Origin of the sequence: Microvirga flocculans ATCC BAA-817 (assembly GCF_000518665.1) — a bacterium.
Taxonomy (GTDB): Bacteria; Pseudomonadota; Alphaproteobacteria; order Rhizobiales; family Beijerinckiaceae; genus Microvirga; species Microvirga flocculans.
Map to the genome: position 1 here is coordinate 1 of NZ_JAEA01000008.1, position 19,116 is coordinate 19,116.

Annotated in this window: 20 protein-coding genes and 1 pseudogene; 16 read left to right on the forward strand and 5 right to left on the reverse strand. The window is 62.0% G+C overall.

Features of this window, described 5'->3' with window-relative positions; all coding sequences use genetic code 11:
* On the forward strand, positions 1-308 hold a 308-nt coding region (locus L879_RS0109740; RefSeq protein ID WP_027315945.1), incomplete at its 5' end, for a transposase.
* A gap of 189 nt (positions 309-497) precedes the next feature.
* Here L879_RS0109740 and L879_RS0109745 read toward each other — a convergent pair.
* A complete protein-coding gene (locus tag L879_RS0109745; protein WP_027315947.1) occupies positions 498-1,280 on the reverse strand; it encodes an IclR family transcriptional regulator in 783 nt (260 codons plus the stop codon).
* A 222-nt stretch (positions 1,281-1,502) separates the two neighbouring features.
* On the opposite strand from L879_RS0109745, the gene L879_RS0109750 reads away from it, so the two are divergent.
* The 14 genes from L879_RS0109750 to pobA all read left to right on the forward strand — a co-directional run bounded on the left by L879_RS0109750 (position 1,503) and on the right by pobA (position 13,901).
* Complete coding sequence (locus L879_RS0109750) at positions 1,503-2,639, forward strand: ABC transporter substrate-binding protein (RefSeq protein WP_438268118.1); 1,137 nt, start codon at positions 1,503-1,505, stop codon at positions 2,637-2,639.
* 85 nt (positions 2,640-2,724) lie between these two features.
* Complete coding sequence (locus tag L879_RS0109755) at positions 2,725-3,588, forward strand: branched-chain amino acid ABC transporter permease (protein ID WP_027315949.1); 864 nt, start codon at positions 2,725-2,727, stop codon at positions 3,586-3,588.
* A 1-nt stretch (position 3,589) separates the two neighbouring features.
* On the forward strand, positions 3,590-4,606 hold the full coding sequence (locus L879_RS0109760) for a branched-chain amino acid ABC transporter permease (RefSeq protein ID WP_035459246.1): 1,017 nt from the start codon (positions 3,590-3,592) through the stop codon (positions 4,604-4,606).
* Positions 4,603-5,367, forward strand: coding sequence for an ABC transporter ATP-binding protein (locus L879_RS0109765; protein ID WP_027315951.1), 765 nt, complete (start codon positions 4,603-4,605; stop codon positions 5,365-5,367). The genes L879_RS0109760 and L879_RS0109765 overlap by 4 nt, the downstream gene beginning before the upstream one ends.
* Entirely contained in the window at positions 5,348-6,064 is a 717-nt protein-coding gene (locus L879_RS0109770) for an ABC transporter ATP-binding protein (protein ID WP_027315952.1), read from the forward strand. The genes L879_RS0109765 and L879_RS0109770 overlap by 20 nt, the downstream gene beginning before the upstream one ends.
* An 8-nt stretch (positions 6,065-6,072) precedes the next feature.
* Entirely contained in the window at positions 6,073-6,867 is a 795-nt protein-coding gene (pcaD, locus tag L879_RS0109775; protein ID WP_027315953.1) for a 3-oxoadipate enol-lactonase, read from the forward strand.
* Positions 6,860-7,267 carry a 4-carboxymuconolactone decarboxylase gene (gene pcaC, locus L879_RS0109780; protein WP_027315954.1) on the forward strand — a complete coding sequence of 136 codons (408 nt, stop codon included), beginning with the start codon at positions 6,860-6,862 and terminating at the stop codon, positions 7,265-7,267. The genes pcaD and pcaC overlap by 8 nt, the downstream gene beginning before the upstream one ends.
* 52 nt (positions 7,268-7,319) lie before the next feature.
* Positions 7,320-8,045: a protocatechuate 3,4-dioxygenase subunit beta gene (pcaH, locus tag L879_RS0109785; protein WP_027315955.1), complete on the forward strand. Its 726-nt coding sequence runs from the start codon at positions 7,320-7,322 to the stop codon at positions 8,043-8,045.
* On the forward strand, positions 8,045-8,671 hold the full coding sequence (pcaG, locus tag L879_RS0109790; protein WP_027315956.1) for a protocatechuate 3,4-dioxygenase subunit alpha: 627 nt from the start codon (positions 8,045-8,047) through the stop codon (positions 8,669-8,671). Before pcaH ends, pcaG begins: the two co-directional genes overlap by 1 nt.
* A 21-nt stretch (positions 8,672-8,692) precedes the next feature.
* On the forward strand, positions 8,693-9,538 hold the full coding sequence (locus L879_RS0109795; protein ID WP_027315957.1) for a CoA transferase subunit A: 846 nt from the start codon (positions 8,693-8,695) through the stop codon (positions 9,536-9,538).
* A 2-nt stretch (positions 9,539-9,540) separates the two neighbouring features.
* The gene (locus L879_RS0109800; protein WP_027315958.1) at positions 9,541-10,329 is read left to right on the forward strand and encodes a CoA-transferase subunit beta; all 789 of its coding nucleotides are present in this window, start codon (positions 9,541-9,543) and stop codon (positions 10,327-10,329) included.
* Between the two features lie 2 nt (positions 10,330-10,331).
* The gene (pcaF, locus tag L879_RS0109805; protein WP_027315959.1) at positions 10,332-11,537 is read left to right on the forward strand and encodes a 3-oxoadipyl-CoA thiolase; all 1,206 of its coding nucleotides are present in this window, start codon (positions 10,332-10,334) and stop codon (positions 11,535-11,537) included.
* A gap of 14 nt (positions 11,538-11,551) precedes the next feature.
* A complete protein-coding gene (locus L879_RS0109810; protein ID WP_027315960.1) occupies positions 11,552-12,628 on the forward strand; it encodes a 3-carboxy-cis,cis-muconate cycloisomerase in 1,077 nt (358 codons plus the stop codon).
* Between the two features lie 103 nt (positions 12,629-12,731).
* Positions 12,732-13,901, forward strand: a complete 1,170-nt coding sequence (gene pobA / locus L879_RS0109815; RefSeq protein WP_027315961.1) for a 4-hydroxybenzoate 3-monooxygenase — start codon at positions 12,732-12,734, stop codon at positions 13,899-13,901.
* A 25-nt stretch (positions 13,902-13,926) separates the two neighbouring features.
* Here the strand turns inward: pobA and ocd are convergent, their stop codons facing one another.
* Both ocd and rocF read right to left on the reverse strand, forming a co-directional pair.
* On the reverse strand, positions 13,927-14,964 hold the full coding sequence (gene ocd / locus L879_RS0109820) for an ornithine cyclodeaminase (protein WP_027315962.1): 1,038 nt from the start codon (positions 14,962-14,964) through the stop codon (positions 13,927-13,929).
* Between the two features lie 5 nt (positions 14,965-14,969).
* A complete protein-coding gene (gene rocF, locus L879_RS0109825; protein ID WP_035459249.1) occupies positions 14,970-15,923 on the reverse strand; it encodes an arginase in 954 nt (317 codons plus the stop codon).
* 123 nt (positions 15,924-16,046) lie between these two features.
* Here rocF and L879_RS0109830 point away from each other — a divergent pair, with 123 nt between their 5' ends.
* A complete protein-coding gene (locus L879_RS0109830) occupies positions 16,047-16,484 on the forward strand; it encodes an Lrp/AsnC family transcriptional regulator (RefSeq protein ID WP_027315964.1) in 438 nt (145 codons plus the stop codon).
* Positions 16,485-16,595: 111 nt separating this feature from the next.
* Here the strand turns inward: L879_RS0109830 and L879_RS21115 are convergent.
* Positions 16,596-18,082, reverse strand: a pseudogene (locus L879_RS21115) (DUF1254 domain-containing protein).
* A gap of 117 nt (positions 18,083-18,199) precedes the next feature.
* Entirely contained in the window at positions 18,200-18,511 is a 312-nt protein-coding gene (locus L879_RS0109840; RefSeq protein WP_027315965.1) for a hypothetical protein, read from the reverse strand.
* Between the last annotated feature and the right edge of the window lie 605 nt (positions 18,512-19,116).

Consider the following 19,116-nt stretch of genomic DNA (forward strand, 5'->3'; position numbering starts at 1 on the left):
TGGAGACCCAGCTGGCTCCGACCCTGTCGCACGGCGACGTCGTGATCCTCGACAATCTTCCGGCACACAAGAGTGCGAAAGCCGAGATGGCCGTCCGGGCCCGTGGCGCGTGGCTCCTGTTTCTGCCGCCCTACAGTCCGGACTTGAATCCGATTGAGCAGGTCTTCTCGCAGATCAAAGCGCACTTGCGCAAAGCCGAAGCCCGAACCATCGAGGCACTCTGGCGCGCCATCGGCGACATCTGCGATCTCGTGAAGCCTGAGGCGTGCCGCAACTACTTTACCGCCGCCGGATATGGATTCGTTTGAATGACCGCCGCTCTAGCCTCGCGGGTCCGGTTGCTTCATCGGCCGGGGCGCTCCCGGTTTCAAGGGTCCGAATCTGTCCTGCCCTATGGTTTTCAACCAGCGCTCGCGATGCCGTAGAGGCATGGCAAATGCGCCGCGAGGCGGCGGTACAGGGTGAAGAGGAATGCCTCGGCGACAGAGGGGGCAATTCTAAAGGGTGTAACGCAGCGCCTCGCTGGCCGTCGTCAGAACGGGCAGGAACCGCTCCTTCATCTCCTCCGCCGAGACGCGTCCGGCCTGAGCGCTGAGGTTCAGCGCAATCGTCACCTGACCGTCCTTCTGGATGACCGGGACTGCGATGGACCGCAAGCCGAACTCGAGTTCCTCATTGACGAGGGCATAGCCCTGGGAGCGGGTTTTCTCGAGCAGGGCGCGAAATGCGGCCTTGTCGGTCACGGTCTTCGGTGTCCGCGCTTCGAGGCGGACGCGCTGGAGATAAGCGTCAATCACATCCTCGGGCTGAAAGGCAAGGATAGCACGCCCCAAAGATGTGCAATAGGCAGGGAGGCGGCTTCCGACACCGAGGCCGATGGACATGATTCGGCGCGTTGCGGACCGGGCGATGTAGACGATGTCGTCCCCGTCCAGGATCGCAGCCGAGCTGGACTCGCCCGTTTCCTCCGAGACCCTTTCCAGGAAGGGCTGCACCCGGGACGGCAAGGATGCGGACGAGAGATAGGCATAACCCAGCCGCAGGATCCGAGGATTCAGTGTGAAGTATCGTCCATCGAAATTCGCATAATTCAACCTGGTGAGAGTCAGAAGGTAGCGCCGGGCTGCCGCGCGGGTGATCCCGGTCAGCTTGGCGACATCCGACAGGGTCAGACGCGGACGGCTCGCATCGAAGGCCTCGATCACGAGCAGGCCTTTTTCGAGACTTGCCACGAAGTCCTTGTCCGCATTGGCTGTCGCCGCACTTTCCTGCTCATCCATACTTCTCTCCAAGCGGCGGTCGCTGAACTTTGGTAGCCTTGACACCGCTGGGTCGTATCGTACTACATGTGCGATATAGCTTTCAATGTGCGCAAAGCGCACGAAAGGCTAGACAATAGGATGAAATGACCGCGATCCACGACCAAGATCGGGGCAATTCAGAGGGAGGAAACGGGAATGAAAGCCGCTAAGAGAATTCTAGGTGTTGCTGTCGGCGCCCTCATGCTGGGCGCGTCCTCCGTTGCCGCTGATACGATCAAGGTCGGCATCATCGGTCCATTTTCCGGCCCCTTTGCCCTCCAAGGGAAAAACTTCCAGGCCGGGGTCGAGGCCTATATGGCGCTCAACGGCAAATCCGTGAAAGGGCACGATATCGAGGTCATCTACCGCGACCTTCCGGCGGCCAATCCGGCGCAGTCGCGCGCCCTGGCGCAGGAGCTGGTGGTGAAGGAGAAGGTCCAGTACCTCGGCGGCGTCTATTTCACCCCTGACGCCATGGCGATCACCCCTCTGCTGACGCAGGCGAATACGCCTCTCGTGATCTTCAATGCCGCGACCTCCGCCATCATGACCCAGTCGCCCCTGGTGGTGCGCACCTCCTTCACGACGGCGCAGACGACGACCCCGCTGGGGAAGATCGCTGCCGAGAGAGGGGTAAAGAAAGTGATCTCGGCGGTCAGCGATTACGGTCCTGGTGTCGATGCCGAAGTCGCTTTCAAGAAAGCCTTCGAGGCCGCCGGCGGGAAGGTGGTCGAGGCCATCCGGATGCCACTGAACACGAATGATTTCAGCCCGATCATGCAGCGCGTGCGCGATTCCGGTGCCGATGCCGTGTTTGCCTTCCTCCCCTCGGGGCCGACGACTCTCGGCTTCGTGAAGGCTTACAACGAAACGGGCCTGAAGCAGGCCGGCATCAAGTTCTTCGCTCCGGGCGACCTGACGCAGGAATCCGATCTGCCTGCCCTCGGTGACGCCGCCGTGGGGCTTTTGACGACCTTCCACTACGCCGTCTCTCATGACTCTCCTGAAAACAAGCGTTTCGTTGAAGCTGCCACGAAGGCGATCGGCAGCGCCGATCAGCTCTCGTTCCCTGCCGTCGGCGCCTATGACGGGATGCATGTCATCTACAAGATGATCGAGGCGACGGAGGGCAAGCAGGATGCGCAGAAGGCGGTCGATGCCGTGAAGGGGTTGTCCTGGACCAGCCCGCGCGGGCCCGTCAGCATCGATTCCGAAACGCGCCATATCACGGAGAACATTTATCTTCGTGAGGTCGTGAAGGGCCCGGATGGGAAAACCTACAACAAGGAAATCCAGACCTTCCCGAACCAGAAGGATCCAGGTCTCGCGACCCAGTAACCGAGACGTCACGTGATTTGTAAGGAGACGCGGGCCGCCTGACCCGCGTCCTGCATCCAGCGGAAAGCCAGCGACCGAACCCCTTATGCAGACCATCCTCAGCATAGCGATCGATGCCCTTGCTTACGGCATGGCTCTCTTCATCATCTGCATCGGCCTGTCGCTCACGATGGGCCTGATGCGGGTGGTGAACCTCGCCCATGGCGCCTTCGCGATGATCGCAGGCTATATCGCCTCCTATGCTGCCCGGGATCTCGGCCTGGGCTATGCCGCCGCCATCCTTCTCGCCATCCTCGGCACCATCGTCATCTCGATCCCTTTGGAGCGTCTCCTCTATCGCCGGATCTATGGAAGCACGGAGCTGACGCAGGTGCTGATGACGATCGGCATCACCTTCTGCGTGATCGGCATCACGAATTACTTCTTCGGGCCGACGCTGAAGACCATCCCCTTGCCCGGCAGCCTGAGCCAGCCGGTCGATGTGGGCTTCCGGACCATAGCGGCGCACAGGCTCTTCGTGATCGCTTGCGGCCTTCTCGTGGCGGGAGGGCTCTGGTTCCTGATCGAGAAGACATCCTTCGGCATCAAGCTGCGGGCCACGGTCGACAATGCAGCCATGGCGGACGCCCTCGGTGTACGCACACAGGCTGTCTATGCGATCAGCTTTACCGTCGCCGTCGGGCTGGCTGCCCTGGGGGGAGTCGTCGGAGCAGAGTTCCTGCCCATCGAGCCCTATTACGCCCTGCGCTATATGGTGACCTTCCTGGTGGTGGTCTCCGTGGGCGGCGCCGGATCGATCCTTGGCGCCGTCGCCGCCTGTCTCCTGCTAGGAGCCGTGGATACGACCGGGCGCTATCTCATGCCCGATTTCGGAAACTTCTTCTTCTATGCCGCCGTGATCGCCATCGTCTGTGTGTTTCCGCGCGGGTTCTTCGGAAGGGCTGGGTAGCATGCAGCTCATCGCCCGAACGGAGAAGGTTGCGCGAGCGTCCTCGGCGGCAAGGTCGCGATGGATGCCGGACCTTGCCGGCATCGTCATCATCGCTGCCGTCGGCATGGCGGGTTACTGGCTCTTTCCGGACAATCTCGCGCTCTTGACCCGTATCGTGGCCGTGGCGCTCCTCGTTCTCTCGATCGATCTCGTCACCGGCTATTGCGGTGTGGCGACCCTCGGTCAGGCCGCTCTTTTTGGCGCAGGGGCCTATGCGGCGGGCATTGCCTGCGTGAACGGCATGACGGAACCGCTGACGCTCGTCCTGATCGGAGCCGTCGCGGGAGCTGTGGCGGGCCTGCTCATGGGATCGGTGATGCTTCGGGCCCATGGACTGGCCCAGCTCGTCCTCTCCATCGCCATCGTGCAGCTCTTCCATGAGGCAGCGAACAAGGCATCGGCCTATACCGGCGGCAGTGACGGTCTTTCCGGGCTCATGGTGAGCCCGCTTTTCGGCGTCTTCGCGTTCGATCTGTGGGGGAAGACGGCCTATCTCTTCGGACTTTCGCTTCTGGTTTTTGTCTTTATCGCTCTGAAATTCGTCGTTTCGTCGCCCTTCGGAATCCTCTGCCGGGGCATCAAGGAAGACCCGATCCGCGTGCGTGCCATGGGCGCTTTCGTTTTCCCGGTTCTCCTGAAGATGTTTGCGATCTCGGGCGCTGTTGCCGGCATCGGCGGGGCTCTGGCGGCCATCTCCACACAGGTGGTCGGCCTCGACAGCGTCAGCTTCGAGCTATCCGCCAACGCGCTCGTCATGCTGGTCCTGGGAGGACTCGGCACGCTTTACGGCGCTCTGGCGGGAACCGTCATCTTCATGGGGTTCGAGCACATGGTTTCCGCCATCAACCCCTTCCACTGGATGACCATGGTCGGCGCGCTGCTGATCGGCGTCGTGCTCGCGGCTCCCAGCGGACTGAGCGGCCTTCTCGGAACGATCTCCAGAGCCACCACGCGTGGCAAGGGAGGGCGGGGATGAGCCCACTCTTCCGCGTCGAAGGCTTGACCAAGAGTTTCGGCGGGCTTGCCGTGAGCCGAAACATTTCGCTCGCCATGAGCGAGGGGGAACGGTTGGCCCTCATCGGCCCGAACGGCGCCGGAAAAACCACCTTCGTCAATCTCGTGACAGGGCAGCTTCGGCCCAGTGCAGGCCGGGTCGTGCTCAACGGGGAGGACGTGACAGGTCTCGGCGCCGTCCAGCGGGTCCGAAAGGGACTGGTGCGCACTTTCCAGGTGACACGCCTCTTCTCGGACATGACCCCAGAAGAGCACGTCACCCTCACCGTTCTGCAGAGACAGGGCAGGGCCTCGCGCATCCTGGGCCGCTTCCATGGCCATTCGGAGGTGTCCGACGAAGTGGGGGCAATCCTCAGGACGCTCGGCCTGCTGGAGGTCGCACGGCGCAAGGTCGGCGAGATCGCCTACGGTCAGAGGCGATTGCTGGAGATCGCCATCGCCCTGGCCCTCCGGCCGAAGGTGCTGCTTCTCGACGAACCCGCCGCCGGCGTGCCCGCCGCCGATACGCCGAGGATCGAACAGGCGCTGGAAAGCCTCCCGCCGAGCCTCGCCGTCCTCATGATCGAGCACGACATGGACTTGGTCTTCCGCTTCGCTAGGCGCGTGGTCGTTCTGGCCTCCGGCGAGATCATTTTCGAAGGATTGCCGTCCGAGGTCGCCGCCGACGCAAAAGTCCGTGAAGCCTATCTGGGGAATTATGCCCATGCCCGCAGCGTCGCTTGAAGTTCGCGGATTGAGTGCGGGCTACGGCCCGACCCTTGTGCTGGAGGATGTGTCCTTTTCAGTGCCTGCAGGCGCACGGCTGTCGATCCTGGGTCGCAACGGCATGGGCAAGACGACGCTGCTTTCGACCCTCATGGGCCTGACCCGGCGCTATGGCGGCGAGATCCTCCTGAATGGCGCGAATGTAGCCTTGCTCAAGTCTTCCGAACGGGCCCGCAGAGGCATCGGCCTCGTGCCTCAGACGCGGGACATCTTCCGTTCGCTGACGGTTGAGGAAAACCTGATCGTCGGAGTGAAGGATCGGCCTCGCAGCGCCATTCAGGAAGCCTACGATATGTTTCCCCGTCTCCGCGAGCGGCGCAACAATCTCGGATGGCAATTGTCCGGAGGCGAGCAGCAGATGCTCTCGACTGCGCGCACTATTCTGGGCCGGCCGTCGGTTCTCCTGCTCGACGAGCCCCTTGAAGGGCTGGCGCCCGTGATCTGCGACGAACTGATGGACGCGTTCACGCGGCTGGCGTCCGCTGGAGAGATGACGATCCTCCTCGTCGAGCAGCGCCTGGAAAACGCCCTCGACTTCGCGGAATCCGTGCTGGTTCTGGAAAGGGGACGTATCGCCTGGCAGGGAACGAGCGAGGCTCTTCGGGCCGATGACGGGCTTGTCGAGCACTATATCGGCGTCGGCGCACTGCATTGAGGTAGAGCATGGCATTCGCACGCATCAACAATATCGTTCTGCATCACCAGGTGGTCGGTGCCTCGACAGGGCCTGCCCTTGTCTTCATCAACTCCCTCGGCAGCGATTTCCGCATCTGGCAGGCGGTCGTTCCGGCTTTCAGCGACCGCTACCGCGTCGTTCTCTACGACAAGCGCGGGCATGGCCTCTCGGATGCCCCTCCGGCCCCGTACCGGATGGACGATCATGTGGACGATCTTCTCGGGCTGCTCGACAGCCTCGAAATCGAGAAGGCGGCCTTTGTCGGCTTATCGGTGGGCGGCATGATCGCGCAACGCCTGGCGGCGCACGCGCCGGAGCGTGTTCAGGCCATCGTTCTCTGCTGCACCGCGGCCAAGATCGGCACCGCCGAGCTTTGGGCGGAGCGGATGTCTGCAATTGAGAAGGACGGCATCGAGCCGATCACGGACAATATCCTCCAACGCTGGTTCACGCCTCGTTTCCGCGACACGAACCCCGTCGACGTGGCAGGCTGGCGCAACATGCTGGTCCGCACCCCGGTCAACGGCTATCTCGGAACCTGCGCGGCGATCAGCGAGACGGATATGACCGCCGATGCCGGGCGCATCCGCGTTCCGGCCCTGTGCATCGCCGGGGACCAGGACGGATCGACCCCGGCTGAGGTCGTGCGCCATACGGCGGGACTCATTCCCGGTGCCCGTTTCGAACTGATCAAAGAATCCGGACACATTCCCTGTGTCGAAAAGCCGGTCACGCTGGCGCGGCTCATCAGCCAGCATCTTCAGGAGGCCGGATGTGTCTGAAAAGGAACCGAGCGAGCGCTACAGGACGGGCATGGCCGTCCGCCGTCAGGTGCTGGGCGACGCCCATGTGGACAGGGCGACGGCGCAGATGACGGAGTTCGATGCCGACTTCCAGACCTTCATCACCGAAGGAGCCTGGGGCTCCGTCTGGTCGAGGCCTGGATTGACGAGGCGCGAGCGCTCCATCCTCACCCTTGCGCTCCTGGCGGCGCTCGGTCAGGACGAGGAGGTCGCCATGCATGTCCGCGCCACGCGCAATACCGGCGCGACCAGGGATGACATCAAGGAGGCTCTGCTGCACGTGGCCGTCTATGCCGGCGTGCCGGCAGCCAACCATGCCTTCAAGATCGTCAAGAAGACCTTCGCCGAAATGGAAGCCAATCCCGAGCCACAAGAATAAGAGGCTGGGTATTCGCGCGATGCCGGACCTGGCATCGCAAGGGAGAGCCACGATGTCGGATCAGGGATCGTTCTATCAGCGGGATCGAAGCTGGCATCCTGCCGCCTTCACGCCGCAATACAAGACCTCGGTGCTGCGCTCACCGCAATATCCGTTGCTCTCGCTCGACAATACCGTTTCCGAAATGACCGGCCCGCGGTTCGGCCACGGCAAGATCGGCCCGCTCGACAACGACCTGATCCGCAACTACGCCAAGACCGGAGATCCCATCGGACAGCGCATCATCGTCTATGGCCGGGTGCTCGACGAGAATGCGCGTCCCGTCCCCAGTGCGCTTCTCGAGTTCTGGCAGGCCAATGCGGGCGGCCGCTACCGGCACAAGAAGGAAACCTACCTTGCCGCCATCGATCCCAATTTCGGAGGCTGCGGGCGCACCATCACCGACGAGGAAGGCCGCTACTGGTTCCGGACCATCAAGCCGGGCGCCTATCCCTGGCCCAATGGCGTCAACGACTGGCGTCCCGCGCACATCCATTTCTCGATCTTCGGCCATGCCTTCGCCCAGCGCTTGATCACGCAGATGTATTTCGAGGGCGACCCGATGATCTGGCAATGCCCGATCGTCACGACCATTCCCGACAAAGCGGCCGTCGAGCAACTGATCGCCGCTCTCGACCGGAACGGCACGCTGCCCATGGATGCCTTGGCCTACAAGTTCGACATCGTTCTGCGGGGCCGCCGCTCGACCATGTTCGAGAACCGGATGGAGGGGAACTGATGGTTCAGAAGCTCCGGACCTTGAAGGAATCGCCTTCGCAGACGGCGGGTCCCTACGTTCATATCGGCACCACGCCCAACTGGATCGGGATCACGGGCCTATGGGACGAGGACCTTGGCCGCATCGTCGCCTCTCCCGATGCCAGGGGCGAGCGGATCGTCATCAAGGGGCATGTGCTCGATGGAAGCGGAACGCCCCTCAAGGACGCCCTGATCGAGATCTGGCAGGCGGATGCCAATGGGCTCTACAACAGCCCCGAGGAGAAGCGCGGGCAGGCCGACCCGAATGTCTCCGGCTGGGGACGCCAGCCCACGGACGGCGTCACGGGCGAATACCGCTTCGAGACGATCAAGCCCGGCCGCGTGTCGTATAGGGACGGTCGTCCGATGGCCCCCCACGTCACGTTCTGGATCGTCGCCCGCGGCATCAATGTCGGCCTGCATACGCGCATGTATTTCGGGGACGAGGAGGCAGCCAATGCCGAATGTCCCGTGCTGGCACGCATCGAGCAAAAGCACAGGATCCAGACCCTCATCGCCTCGCGCGGAGAAGAGAACGGTGTGCCGACCTACACCTTCGACATCCATCTTCAGGGCGAGAAGGAAACGGTATTCTTCGACATCTGACAGCTGATCCGAAAGCAGATCATGGCCAAGTTTCAAAGCCTCAAGGAGGCTGTTGCCGAGAACATCCGCGATGGCGACACGGTCGCCTTCGAGGGGTTCACTCATCTCATCCCTCATGCCGCGGCTCATGAGGTGATCAGGCAGGGGATCAAGGACCTGACCCTGATCCGCATGACGCCCGACATCATCTACGACCAGATGATCGGCATGGGGCTGGCGAAGAAGGTCGTCTTCTCCTATGCCGGAAATCCCGGCGTCGGCCTGCTGCGCCGGATGAGGGACGCCATCGAGAACAACTGGCCCCGCGCCATCGAGACCGAGGAGCACAGCCACGCCGCCATGGCCAATGCCTATGAAGCCGGGGCAGCCGGACTGCCCTGCGCCATCTTCCGCGGCTATCGCGGGGCCGGCCTCAAGGAGGTCAACCCGAACATCAAGAGCATTCTCTGTCCCTTCACGGGGGAGGAACTCGCCGCCGTTCCGGCTCACCGGCCGGACGTGGCCGTCATTCATGCCCAGAAGGCCAGTAGGCGAGGCGATGTGTTGATCGAGGGTATCGTCGGCGTGCAGAAGGAGGTGGTGCTGGCCTCCAGGCGCTCCGTGGTGACCGTGGAAGAGATCGTGGAGGATTTCGACGATCTGCACCCGAACCTCTGCATTCTGCCGCACTGGACCGTCACGTCCATCGTCGAAGTACCCGGCGGGGCGCATCCATCCTATACCCATGGCTATTACGACCGGGACAATGCGGCCTATCTCGAATGGGACAGGATCTCTGCGGACCGCGATCTCTTCATGGCCTGGATGCGGGAGAACGTGCTCGATGCCGGCCCCGAGGTCTTCGCTCATCGTGTGAAGGGGCTGTAAGCATGACGAACCGTTCCGACTTCACGGCGAACGAGATGATGACCATCGCGGCGGCCCGGGCCCTGTCCAACGACGACGTATGTTTCGTGGGCATCGGGGCTCCTTCGGCCGCCTGCAATGTCGCCCGGCTCACCCATGCGCCCGACATCACCCTCATTTACGAAAGCGGCACCATCGGCACCGCGCCGAATGTTCTTCCGCTTTCCATCGGCGACGGCGAATTGTGCGAGACGGCCGTGACCACCGTATCCGTGCCGGAGATGTTCCGTTACTGGCTGCAGGGCGGTCGCATCTCCATAGGCTTCCTGGGTGCCGCCCAGATCGACCGTTTCGGCAACATCAACACGACGGTGATCGGCGACTACCGCAAGCCGAAGGTGCGCCTGCCCGGCGGCGGCGGAGCGCCCGAAATCGCCACTTCGTGCCAGGAGGTCTTCATCACCATGAAGCAGGCGACGCGAAGCATGGTGGAGACGATCGACTTCTATACTTCCTTCGGTCATGGGACGGGCGGGGACCATCGCCGGCGCCTCGGCATCACCACCAAGGGCCCCACGCTCCTGATTACGGATCTGGCCGTCTGGCGGCCCGATCCTGAGACCAAGGAGTTTACGGTCGTGTCCATGCACCCTGGCGTGGACCGCAACATGATTCAGGAAACCTGTGGCTGGACAGTGCGCTTCTCCGAAAGCGTGGAGGAGACGCCGCCACCATCCGACCTGGAACTGACGACCCTGCGCGAGCTTCAGGCGAGGACCGAGCGGGCACATGGCGGCAAGAAAGGAAACTGACAATGCGTGAAGCTTTTATCTGCACTTATGTGCGCACCCCCATCGGCCGCTATGGCGGCGTGCTCTCCGGCGTTCGCGCGGACGACTTGGCGGCCGTGCCGCTCAAGGCACTCATGGAGCGCCTCCCGAACCTCGATTTCGAAGCCGTCGACGACGTGATCTATGGCTGCGCCAATCAGGCCGGCGAAGACAACCGCAACGTCGCCCGCATGGCCATTCTCCTGGCGGGCTTGCCTGGGTCGATCCCTGGAACGACCATCAACCGCCTCTGCGGCTCGGGCATGGACGCGGTCATCGCCGCGGCGCGGGCCATCAAGGCCGGAGAGGCCGAGATCATGATCGCCGGCGGCGTGGAATCCATGTCGCGCGCTCCGTTCGTGATGCCGAAGGCCGATACGGCCTTCTCACGCAATGCCGAGATCTTCGATACCACCATCGGCTGGCGCTTCATCAACCCGTTGATCAAGAGCCAGTATGGCGTCGATTCCATGCCTGAGACAGGCGAGAACGTGGCTGCCGATTTCGGAATCTCCCGCGAAGACCAGGACGCTTTCGCCCTTCGTTCGCAGAGGAAGGCAGCGGCGGCGCAGGCCAATGGGCGCCTGGCCCGCGAGATCGTGCCGGTCACGATCCCGAGGCGCAAAGGCGATCCTGTCGTCGTCGACAAGGACGAGCACCCTCGTGCGGACACGACCCTGGAACAGCTGGCGAAGCTTCCGACGCCTTTCCGCAAGGACGGCACCGTCACCGCAGGGAACGCCTCCGGCGTCAATGACGGTTCGGCAGCCTTGATCGTCGCGTCCGAGGGCGCCGTGCGGAAATTCGGCCTCGAACCCATCGCCCGCGTCGTGGGCGGAGCGGCAGCCGGCGTTCCTCCCCGGATCATGGGCATCGGCCCGGCTCCCGCTACGAAGAAGCTCTGCGCGCGCTTGGGCCTCAAACCCAGTGACTTCGACGTGATCGAGCTGAACGAAGCCTTTGCGAGCCAGGGCATCGCCGTTCTGCGGGATCTCGGCATTCCGGAGGATTCGGAACACGTCAACCCGAATGGCGGGGCTATAGCATTGGGGCATCCGCTCGGGATGTCCGGTGCCCGCATCACCGGCACGGCCGCGCTGGAGCTCAAGCTCAGGGGTAAGAAACGCGCCCTTGCCACCATGTGCATCGGGGTAGGGCAGGGCATTTCCATTGCCCTCGAGGCGGTTTAACCTCGAGCCACACGATGACACAGACGCTCCCGCATTCCTTGCTGCAAGCGCTCGTCGGCGACGAGGAGGTGGGAGCTTTTTTCTCGGATGAGGCGGAGCTGGAGGCGCTGCTGCGCGTCGAGTCCGCCCTTGCCGTAGCCGAGGCCAAAGCAGGGCTCGTCAGCGAGGAAGCCGCAGGGCGGATCGCCGAAGCCTGCCGCGTCTTCCAGGCGGATTGGCCCCGACTGGCCTTGGGGCTTGCACAGGATGGTGTCATCGTTCCGGAGCTCGTGAGGCAATTGCGGAGGGCTGTCGGAGAGCCTTACGCCCAATCCGTTCACCTGGGAGCGACCAGCCAGGATATCATCGACACGGGTCTGATCTTGCGCCTGAAGGCGGTGATCGAGATTTTCGGTCATCGACTCGATGCGTTGATCCATGCTCTTCACGGCCTCAAGGACCGTGACGGTTCCATATCTCTGATGGCGCATACGCGGATGCAGCAGGCGCTGCCGTTTACTGCGGCCGACAAGATCGATACGTGGCTTCAACCTCTGGAGCGGCATCGGGAAGCCCTGGAGGCGCTTTCGCAACGTCTCCTCGTCGTCCAACTGGGCGGCCCCATTGGCACACGGAAAGAGTTGAAGGGCCATGGCGATGCCGTGGCCGATCGCATGGCGGAAATGCTCGGCCTTGGCTTTGCTCCGTCATGGCATTCGCAACGCGACAGGATCGGTGAATTCGCGGCCTTTCTCTCGCTCCTGACGGGGACCCTCGGAAAGCTCGGGCAGGATATCGTCCTGATGGCGCAAATCGAACTTGCCGAGGTGCGCCTCGCGGGCGGTGGCGGCTCCTCCGCGATGCCGCACAAGTCAAACCCGGTCCGTGCGGAGATCCTGGTCGCACTGGCTCGCTTCAACGCCGGCTTGCTCGGCACGCTCCATCAGGCGCTGATCCACGAGAACGAGCGCTCCGGCGCGGCCTGGACGCTCGAATGGATGGTTTTGCCGCAGATGACAATCGCATCGGCTGCCGCGCTGCATAAGGCGCAAGGTTTGATTGGAGACATACGCTTTTCGCGTTCCAAGGTGAGCGCCCGGTCGAGGGGGTAGGCTTCTTTCGAGAAGTTCTCTCCTTTCTCGATTGTCGTGATTTGCCGCATTGCGCGAGGGCGGGAAGAGACAAGCCTGTCTTCCGAAAGGGAGGAAATCGTTCATGCGCATTCAGGTCGCCATTATTGGAGCCGGTCCTGCAGGATTGCTGTTGGGGCGTCTCCTCGAGAAGGCCGGAATCGAGACGATTATCTTGGAGCGGCGCAGTCAGGACCATGTTCTCGGGCGCATCAGGGCCGGCGTTCTCGAGCAGGGAACCGTAGAACTGCTCGACAAGGCAGGAGTTGCGGAGAGGCTGCATGCGGAAGGCCTGATCCACGATGGCGTGGAGTTCTGCTTCGACGGTGACAGGCATCGTTTCAACTTCCGAGAGCTGATCGGCCGGACGGTCACGGTCTACGGCCAGACGGAAGTCACGCGCGATCTCATGCATGCCCGCGATGCCTCAGGCTCCAAGACGATCTACGAGGCGGACAACGTCACGCTCCATGATTTCGATGGCGACACGCCGCGGGTTAGGTATGTCAAGGGCGGCGTGGAGCATGAGCTGACATGCGACTTCATCGCGGGATGCGACGGCTATCACGGCGTTTCCCGCGCCAGTGTTCCGGAAGAAGCGATCAGGACATTCGAGCGTGTCTACCCTTTCGGATGGCTCGGTATTCTGGCCGACACGCCTCCGGTGGGGGAGGAGCTCATCTACGCTCACCACGAGCGCGGCTTCGCTCTCTGCTCCATGCGCTCGCCGACACGCAGCCGCTACTACATTCAGGTTCCTGCCGGCGAAAAGGTCGATGAATGGTCCGATGACCGCTTCTGGGACGAACTGCGGCGGAGGGTCGATGCAGAAACGGCGGGTACGCTGATCACTGGCCCCTCCATCGAAAAATCCATTGCTCTTTTAAGAAGTTTCGTCGCCGAGCCTCTTCGCTTCGGGCGGCTCTTCCTCGCCGGCGATGCGGCCCATATCGTCCCGCCCACGGGAGCGAAGGGCCTGAACCTTGCCGCGAGCGACGTAGGCGCTTTGGCCGAAGCGCTCATTGAATTCTATCGCGAGCGCTCCACCGCCGGCATCGATGGCTATTCATCCCGCGTCCTTGCGCGAATCTGGAAGGCGGAGCGGTTTTCCTGGTGGATGACCTCGATCCTCCACACCTTTCCCGATACCGATGCCTTCGGGCGGCGCATCCAGCGCGCGGAGTTCGACTATCTCCGGACTTCACCCGCGGCGGCCCGCTCCCTGGCGGAGAACTATACGGGACTGCCTTTCTGAGATCGCATCCTGCGGCCATCTGCCCTCAAGCGGCCCGCAGCAACATGCCGAAGAGATCGCGAGGCTCGTCCGGGTCGGCCAGGAGATCGAGTTCCTCATAAAAGTCACTGCCCAAGATCCGATCCTTCACGTAGCGAAGGGCCGAGAAGTCCTCGATGGCGAAACCAACCGAGTCGAAGAGCGTGATCTGCCGCTCGCTCGTGCGGCCGCTTTCCAGGCCGGCGATCACCCGCCAGAGCTCTTTCACGGGATGATCGGCGGCGAGCTGCTGGATTTCGCCTTCGATCCGTGTCTGCGGGGGATATTCGACGAAGATATCCGAGCGTTTCAGGATGTCGGGATGCAGCTCCGTCTTACCGGGGCAATCACCCCCGACGGCATTGATGTGGATGCCTGAGCCGACCATGTTGTCGGTCAGGATGGTCGCGTTCTGCTTGTCGGCGGTCACAGTGGTGACGATCTGCGCGGCCACCATAGCTTCCTCGACGGAGTCGCAGACCGTGATGTCGAAGCCCAATCCGGCAAGGTTGCGGACGCATTTCAGGCTGGCGGACCGATCGATATCGTAAAGCCGGAGCCTGTCGACACCGAGAAGAGCCTTGAAGGCGATGGCCTGGAATTCGGCCTGCGCCCCGTTGCCGATAATGCCCATGGTTCGCGCTCCTTTCGGAGCCAGATATTTGGCGGCAACCGCTGAAGTCGCGGCGGTTCGGAGGGCCGTCAGTATGGTCATCTCGGTCAGGAGCACGGGATAGCCAGTTCCCACATCCGCGAGCACGCCGAATGCAGTCACGGTCTGGCGGCCCTCGCGGGTGTTCTTGGGGTGCCCGTTGACGTATTTGAAACCGTAGACCTCGCCGTCGCTGGTGGGCATGAGCTCAATCACGCCCTCACGGCTGTGGGATGCCACGCGGGGCGTCTTGTCGAACAGTTCCCAGCGGCGAAAATCCGCCTCGATGTAATCCGCCAGTTCCCGTGTGAAGCGTTCCACTCCGATCGAGAGCACGAGCTTCATCATGTGGTCGACGCTGACGAAGGGAACGACATTGAGTTTGGTGTTCATGGGTCTTAACCGACTTTGGCAATGTGGCGGTAGCTCTGGGTCGGACGGTCGAGAACGCGCCGCCCCATGAGGCTTGCTACGAGATCGACCATGAGCAGAGCGGTGCGTCCGCGCTCATCGAGGAAGGGATTGAGCTCGACAAGGTCGAGACTGGTCACAAGACCGCTGTCGTGCAGCATTTCCATGATGAGGTGAGCCTCACGGAAGGTCGCGCCGCCTGGGACCGTGGTCCCCACGCCGGGCGCGATTCCAGGATCGAGAAAATCCACGTCCAGGCTCACGTGGAGGAGACCGTCAGCCGCGGCAACGCGCTTCAGGAAGGCATCGAGAAGCGGCGCCACGCCGTTTTCGTCGATGGCGCGCATGTCATGAACCGTCACCCCGGCTACGGCGAGGGCGGCCCGCTCCGCAGGATCGACGCTGCGTATCCCCATCATGCAGACATTCTGGGGCTTTACGGGCGATACGACGGGTGGAAAATACCCTTCGAAGCCTTCGAGCCCGGTTGCATAGGCCATGGGAATGCCGTGAAGATTCCCGCTCGTCGTGGTGTCGAGCGTATGAAAATCCGGGTGGGAGTCGAGCCAGAGGACGAAGAACTCGCGTCCGTCCTCGGCGGCACGGCGGGCCAGACCCGTCATGGAGCCCGCCGAGAGGCTGTGGTCCCCTCCGATGAAGATCGGCATGCCTTCGGCGCTGGCCTGAAACGCCGCTTCCGAGAGGGCTTCGGTCCAGGCCACCGTTTCCGGAAGAGCCTTGATGGCGCCGTTGGCGTGGCGGACTTCTCTGGGTGCGGGCGGAACGATATTGCCCCGGTCTTCCACCCTGTAGCCGAGATTCTGAAGCTCGCCCACCAGACCGGCCGTCCGGAATGCACTGGGCCCCATGTCGCAGCCTAGCCGGCCCGCGCCATCCTGAACGGGCGCGCCCAAGAGAATGCACGGCTTCTGCGTCGTCATCTGTCCCTCCGATATGCTGGGACACGCTAGCTGCAGAGCTTGGCGATCTGAACAGCCTAATTTGACAAATAGGTCAGACTAATAGAGCATTTTGGAAAGTATAATGTTTCATTTCGGTCAAGCATGGACGATCTCGATCAACGCCTGATCACGCTTCTGCGCCATAACGGCCGCCGGAGCGTCTCCGATCTCGCACACGACCTGGGCGTTTCCCGCGCGACCGTTCGCTCGCGGATGGAACGGCTGGAGCGGTCGGGCGATATCGTGGGTTACACCGTCATCCTGAGGGCAGACGCGGTCTCTCTTCCCGTCCGGGGCATCATGCTGATCGAGGTGGAGGGCAGGGCCGCGGACCGGGTGGTCGACGCGCTGGGGGGCTTTCCCGAGGTCAGCGCGATTCATACGACAAACGGCAAGTGGGATCTGGTCGTCGAACTGGGCGCAACCAGCCTGTCCGATCTGGACGCCATCCTCCGTCGCATTCGTCTCATCCCCGGCGTGATCGCATCGGAGACCAACCTCCTGCTGGCGACACCGCGCAGCACGCGTGCACGGCTCTAGGAGAACACCCATGACGATCAAGAGGCGCCTCACCGCACAATACGAACTGAACGGTGAGGCTCTTGATGGACTTTCCGCCTCAGGCATCGCCTTATCGGCGCGGTTACAACCTCACTGCGCGACCAGACCTGTAAGCCCCGGGGATCTGGTCACGGAGGGCGGGTTCCATCGACCGTTCAGCGCTTCCGGCCTCGGCGCATAAAGACGCATGGTCAGGTTGAAAGGCGCTTTCGGAGCAGGCAGCCAATTGGCCTCCTGGTCCTTGCCCGGGCTTTCGTTCTGCACATACAAGGTCAGTGAGCCGTCAGGATCATAGCGAAGGGGCATCCAGCTGCTGACGGCGAAGCGGTTGAGAGGATTGGCAACCTGGAAACCGTCAGAGTCGTAGAGTGTCAGCGACCAGAATGCGAAAGCCGGCGGGAGCGTGCCCGGCTCGAAACGCAGGGTGTACTTATTGGTTCCGTCGAGCGGCCTGCCGGCCTCGTCGCCGAGGCTTAACGGATAAATCGCATCCTCGGGCAGGTTGGCGCCAAGTCCGAATTGGGCCACGATGGCGCGCTTGAGATAATAATTGCCGTAAACGCCCATCGTGTCCGTGTTCATCGACCAATGATTGACGACACGCGCAAGGGTGGGGACCTTCCACTCCATGAGACGCTGCGCCATTGCAGGTGCGCTTTCAATACCCTTCTTCACGGCGGGGTCGAGCCGCGCGAAATCGAGATCTTTCCCAGGTTCGATGCCGATGCGCTTCAGGCGCGCGATGATCGGTTGATCGGTGATATGAGGCGGATGGAGCTTGAGAAGGTCAGCCGCATACGAAAAGTACTTCTCTCCAGGCATCGTATCGACCTGTATCTTGGGCGGCGTCTTCACGTCGACGCTCGGATCGATCTTTGCCGGCTCCAATGGTTTTTGCGGCTTTCCCCATTCCGACAAAGGCACAATCTTGAACCCGGCTTGGATTTTATGGACCGCCTCGTAATCCGGCGGGCCGTCCGTCTTGGTCCGTCCGATGATCCACACATAGGGTGTCGGCGCATCGATGCGCGTAAAGCCATTCGGGTCGCGTTACCGCGCCATCCCGGCGGAACGATCAGGAAATTGGCGGCCTGGGTGCCTGTGGTGCGCCAGCCGGGAGACGCGAATACATCGCTCCACATATCCAGCATGGGCAGAAGATAATAGCGCCCTCCCGTATCCGGCGCGGAGACGACAACGGGCTCCTTCGTCAGGTCGAGCCAGGCGCTGGAATAAAGGGTATCGAAGTTCGGGCGCACGACCGCCTTCATGTCGGCCGTGGGGAAAGCTTTGATATTGACGAAGGCGTTCATGGGACCGCCGATCCCGTCAACCCGAGGGTCCATGTTGATCAACTGCCTGCGGGTCACGTCCATCGTAACCATGGGATAGAAATAGACATAAGCCTCGATGGCGATGGTCTGCGCCTCGGCCTCGCTGAGCGGTTGGGCGCGGGTCTCAGTTCCGATGATGAAACTCGCCGCGCCAAGACCGATCGTCAACACGGTCCGCAGGATACGCCTTGCTCGGCCACGGGTGGGCAGCTCTTGATTGTCGTAAGCGCGATTGTGTTTCATGATGATATGTCTTCCCGGTAATGTTGCAGGACATGATGCGGATAAGCCTTTCCCGGAGATGCGCGAGGAATCGCCGGATGACAGTCGGCACGTTTGAGCGAGAAGGCTGCGGACGTGTCATGGCTTTTTGGCATTGTCGGTCGCCATCTGAATGCATGTGAGGATTTCGACGTAGCTTGGAGCGCCTCCGACTGACGTCTCCTGGGCGCACATTTCGCGCTGCCTGGCATCGAAGCCGCTCCACTGCCGCTCAAGCTGATTGCGGGCTTCGGTCTCGTCGCGGACGCAGTTAGGGTAAGGGCTCGGATCGCCGGATTCGAGCCGTGGAGCCGCCTTGCACATTGCTTCTATGTCAAATCGCGGCAGTTCATCGGCCCATGCGGCGACAATCATCAAAGGCAGCGCCATGAGACGTGCGATCCAGCTCATCCGGTTTCTCCATCCGTCTCGGAATGCCTCGCAGGATTGCAAACCCGTGAGATTCAGCGAAGCGCCACATACTTTATGCATCGCAATCGGCGATGCTTGACCGAACAGGGCAGGAGCTTGACATATTGGGACAGCGTGGCCGTACTTCTGGCGGCTCTTTCACTCCGCTTATTGGAGGGCATCCGTTCGCGCTGTCCTCAAGATTCATATTGCAGCCTGAGAGCTTGGCCGCGTATGGGTATGACGAATGTCTGAGACGGCATTTATTCCAGCGAGCAGGGCGCAGGTAACATTATGGCTTATGTCCAGTTCTACGACAGCCTTCCTTCCGGCTTTCGTCTGCTGAACCTGTTCGTTCGACCTGCGAAGAGTATTGCTCTTGCGGATAGTATTACACCGAATTTTGCCTCGTTCGGAATTCAGACAAGTCAAGGCTATGTGCCGGTCACATATTACGGCCCTGCTCTGAATCTCAATCAAGGTTCCGTATCCGCAATCACGTTCGGGTCGGATACCAGACCGTGGATTTTCTACGGCATCGCTTCGGAGACGACCGCTCTTTTCGAATATGCAAATGGTCTGGCCAATTTCCAGGCGAGCGGGGC

Bases quoted from the DNA above. Each gene is read 5' to 3' on its own strand.
- L879_RS0109800 (WP_027315958.1), top strand. From the start codon at position 9,541: ATGACGAACCGTTCCGACTTCACGGCGAACGAGATGATGACCATCGCG.
- L879_RS0109840 (WP_027315965.1), bottom strand. From the start codon at position 18,511: ATGAGCTGGATCGCACGTCTCATGGCGCTGCCTTTGATGATTGTCGCC.
- L879_RS0109760 (WP_035459246.1), top strand. From the start codon at position 3,590: ATGCAGCTCATCGCCCGAACGGAGAAGGTTGCGCGAGCGTCCTCGGCG.
- pobA (WP_027315961.1), top strand. From the start codon at position 12,732: ATGCGCATTCAGGTCGCCATTATTGGAGCCGGTCCTGCAGGATTGCTG.
- L879_RS0109745 (WP_027315947.1), bottom strand. From the start codon at position 1,280: ATGGATGAGCAGGAAAGTGCGGCGACAGCCAATGCGGACAAGGACTTC.
- L879_RS0109830 (WP_027315964.1), top strand. From the start codon at position 16,047: ATGGACGATCTCGATCAACGCCTGATCACGCTTCTGCGCCATAACGGC.
- pcaD (WP_027315953.1), top strand. From the start codon at position 6,073: ATGGCATTCGCACGCATCAACAATATCGTTCTGCATCACCAGGTGGTC.
- L879_RS0109755 (WP_027315949.1), top strand. From the start codon at position 2,725: ATGCAGACCATCCTCAGCATAGCGATCGATGCCCTTGCTTACGGCATG.
- L879_RS0109810 (WP_027315960.1), top strand. From the start codon at position 11,552: ATGACACAGACGCTCCCGCATTCCTTGCTGCAAGCGCTCGTCGGCGAC.
- ocd (WP_027315962.1), bottom strand. From the start codon at position 14,964: ATGAACACCAAACTCAATGTCGTTCCCTTCGTCAGCGTCGACCACATG.
- pcaF (WP_027315959.1), top strand. From the start codon at position 10,332: ATGCGTGAAGCTTTTATCTGCACTTATGTGCGCACCCCCATCGGCCGC.
- pcaH (WP_027315955.1), top strand. From the start codon at position 7,320: ATGTCGGATCAGGGATCGTTCTATCAGCGGGATCGAAGCTGGCATCCT.
- L879_RS0109765 (WP_027315951.1), top strand. From the start codon at position 4,603: ATGAGCCCACTCTTCCGCGTCGAAGGCTTGACCAAGAGTTTCGGCGGG.
- L879_RS0109750 (WP_438268118.1), top strand. From the start codon at position 1,503: ATGCTGGGCGCGTCCTCCGTTGCCGCTGATACGATCAAGGTCGGCATC.
- L879_RS0109770 (WP_027315952.1), top strand. From the start codon at position 5,348: ATGCCCGCAGCGTCGCTTGAAGTTCGCGGATTGAGTGCGGGCTACGGC.
- rocF (WP_035459249.1), bottom strand. From the start codon at position 15,923: ATGACGACGCAGAAGCCGTGCATTCTCTTGGGCGCGCCCGTTCAGGAT.
- L879_RS0109795 (WP_027315957.1), top strand. From the start codon at position 8,693: ATGGCCAAGTTTCAAAGCCTCAAGGAGGCTGTTGCCGAGAACATCCGC.
- pcaG (WP_027315956.1), top strand. From the start codon at position 8,045: ATGGTTCAGAAGCTCCGGACCTTGAAGGAATCGCCTTCGCAGACGGCG.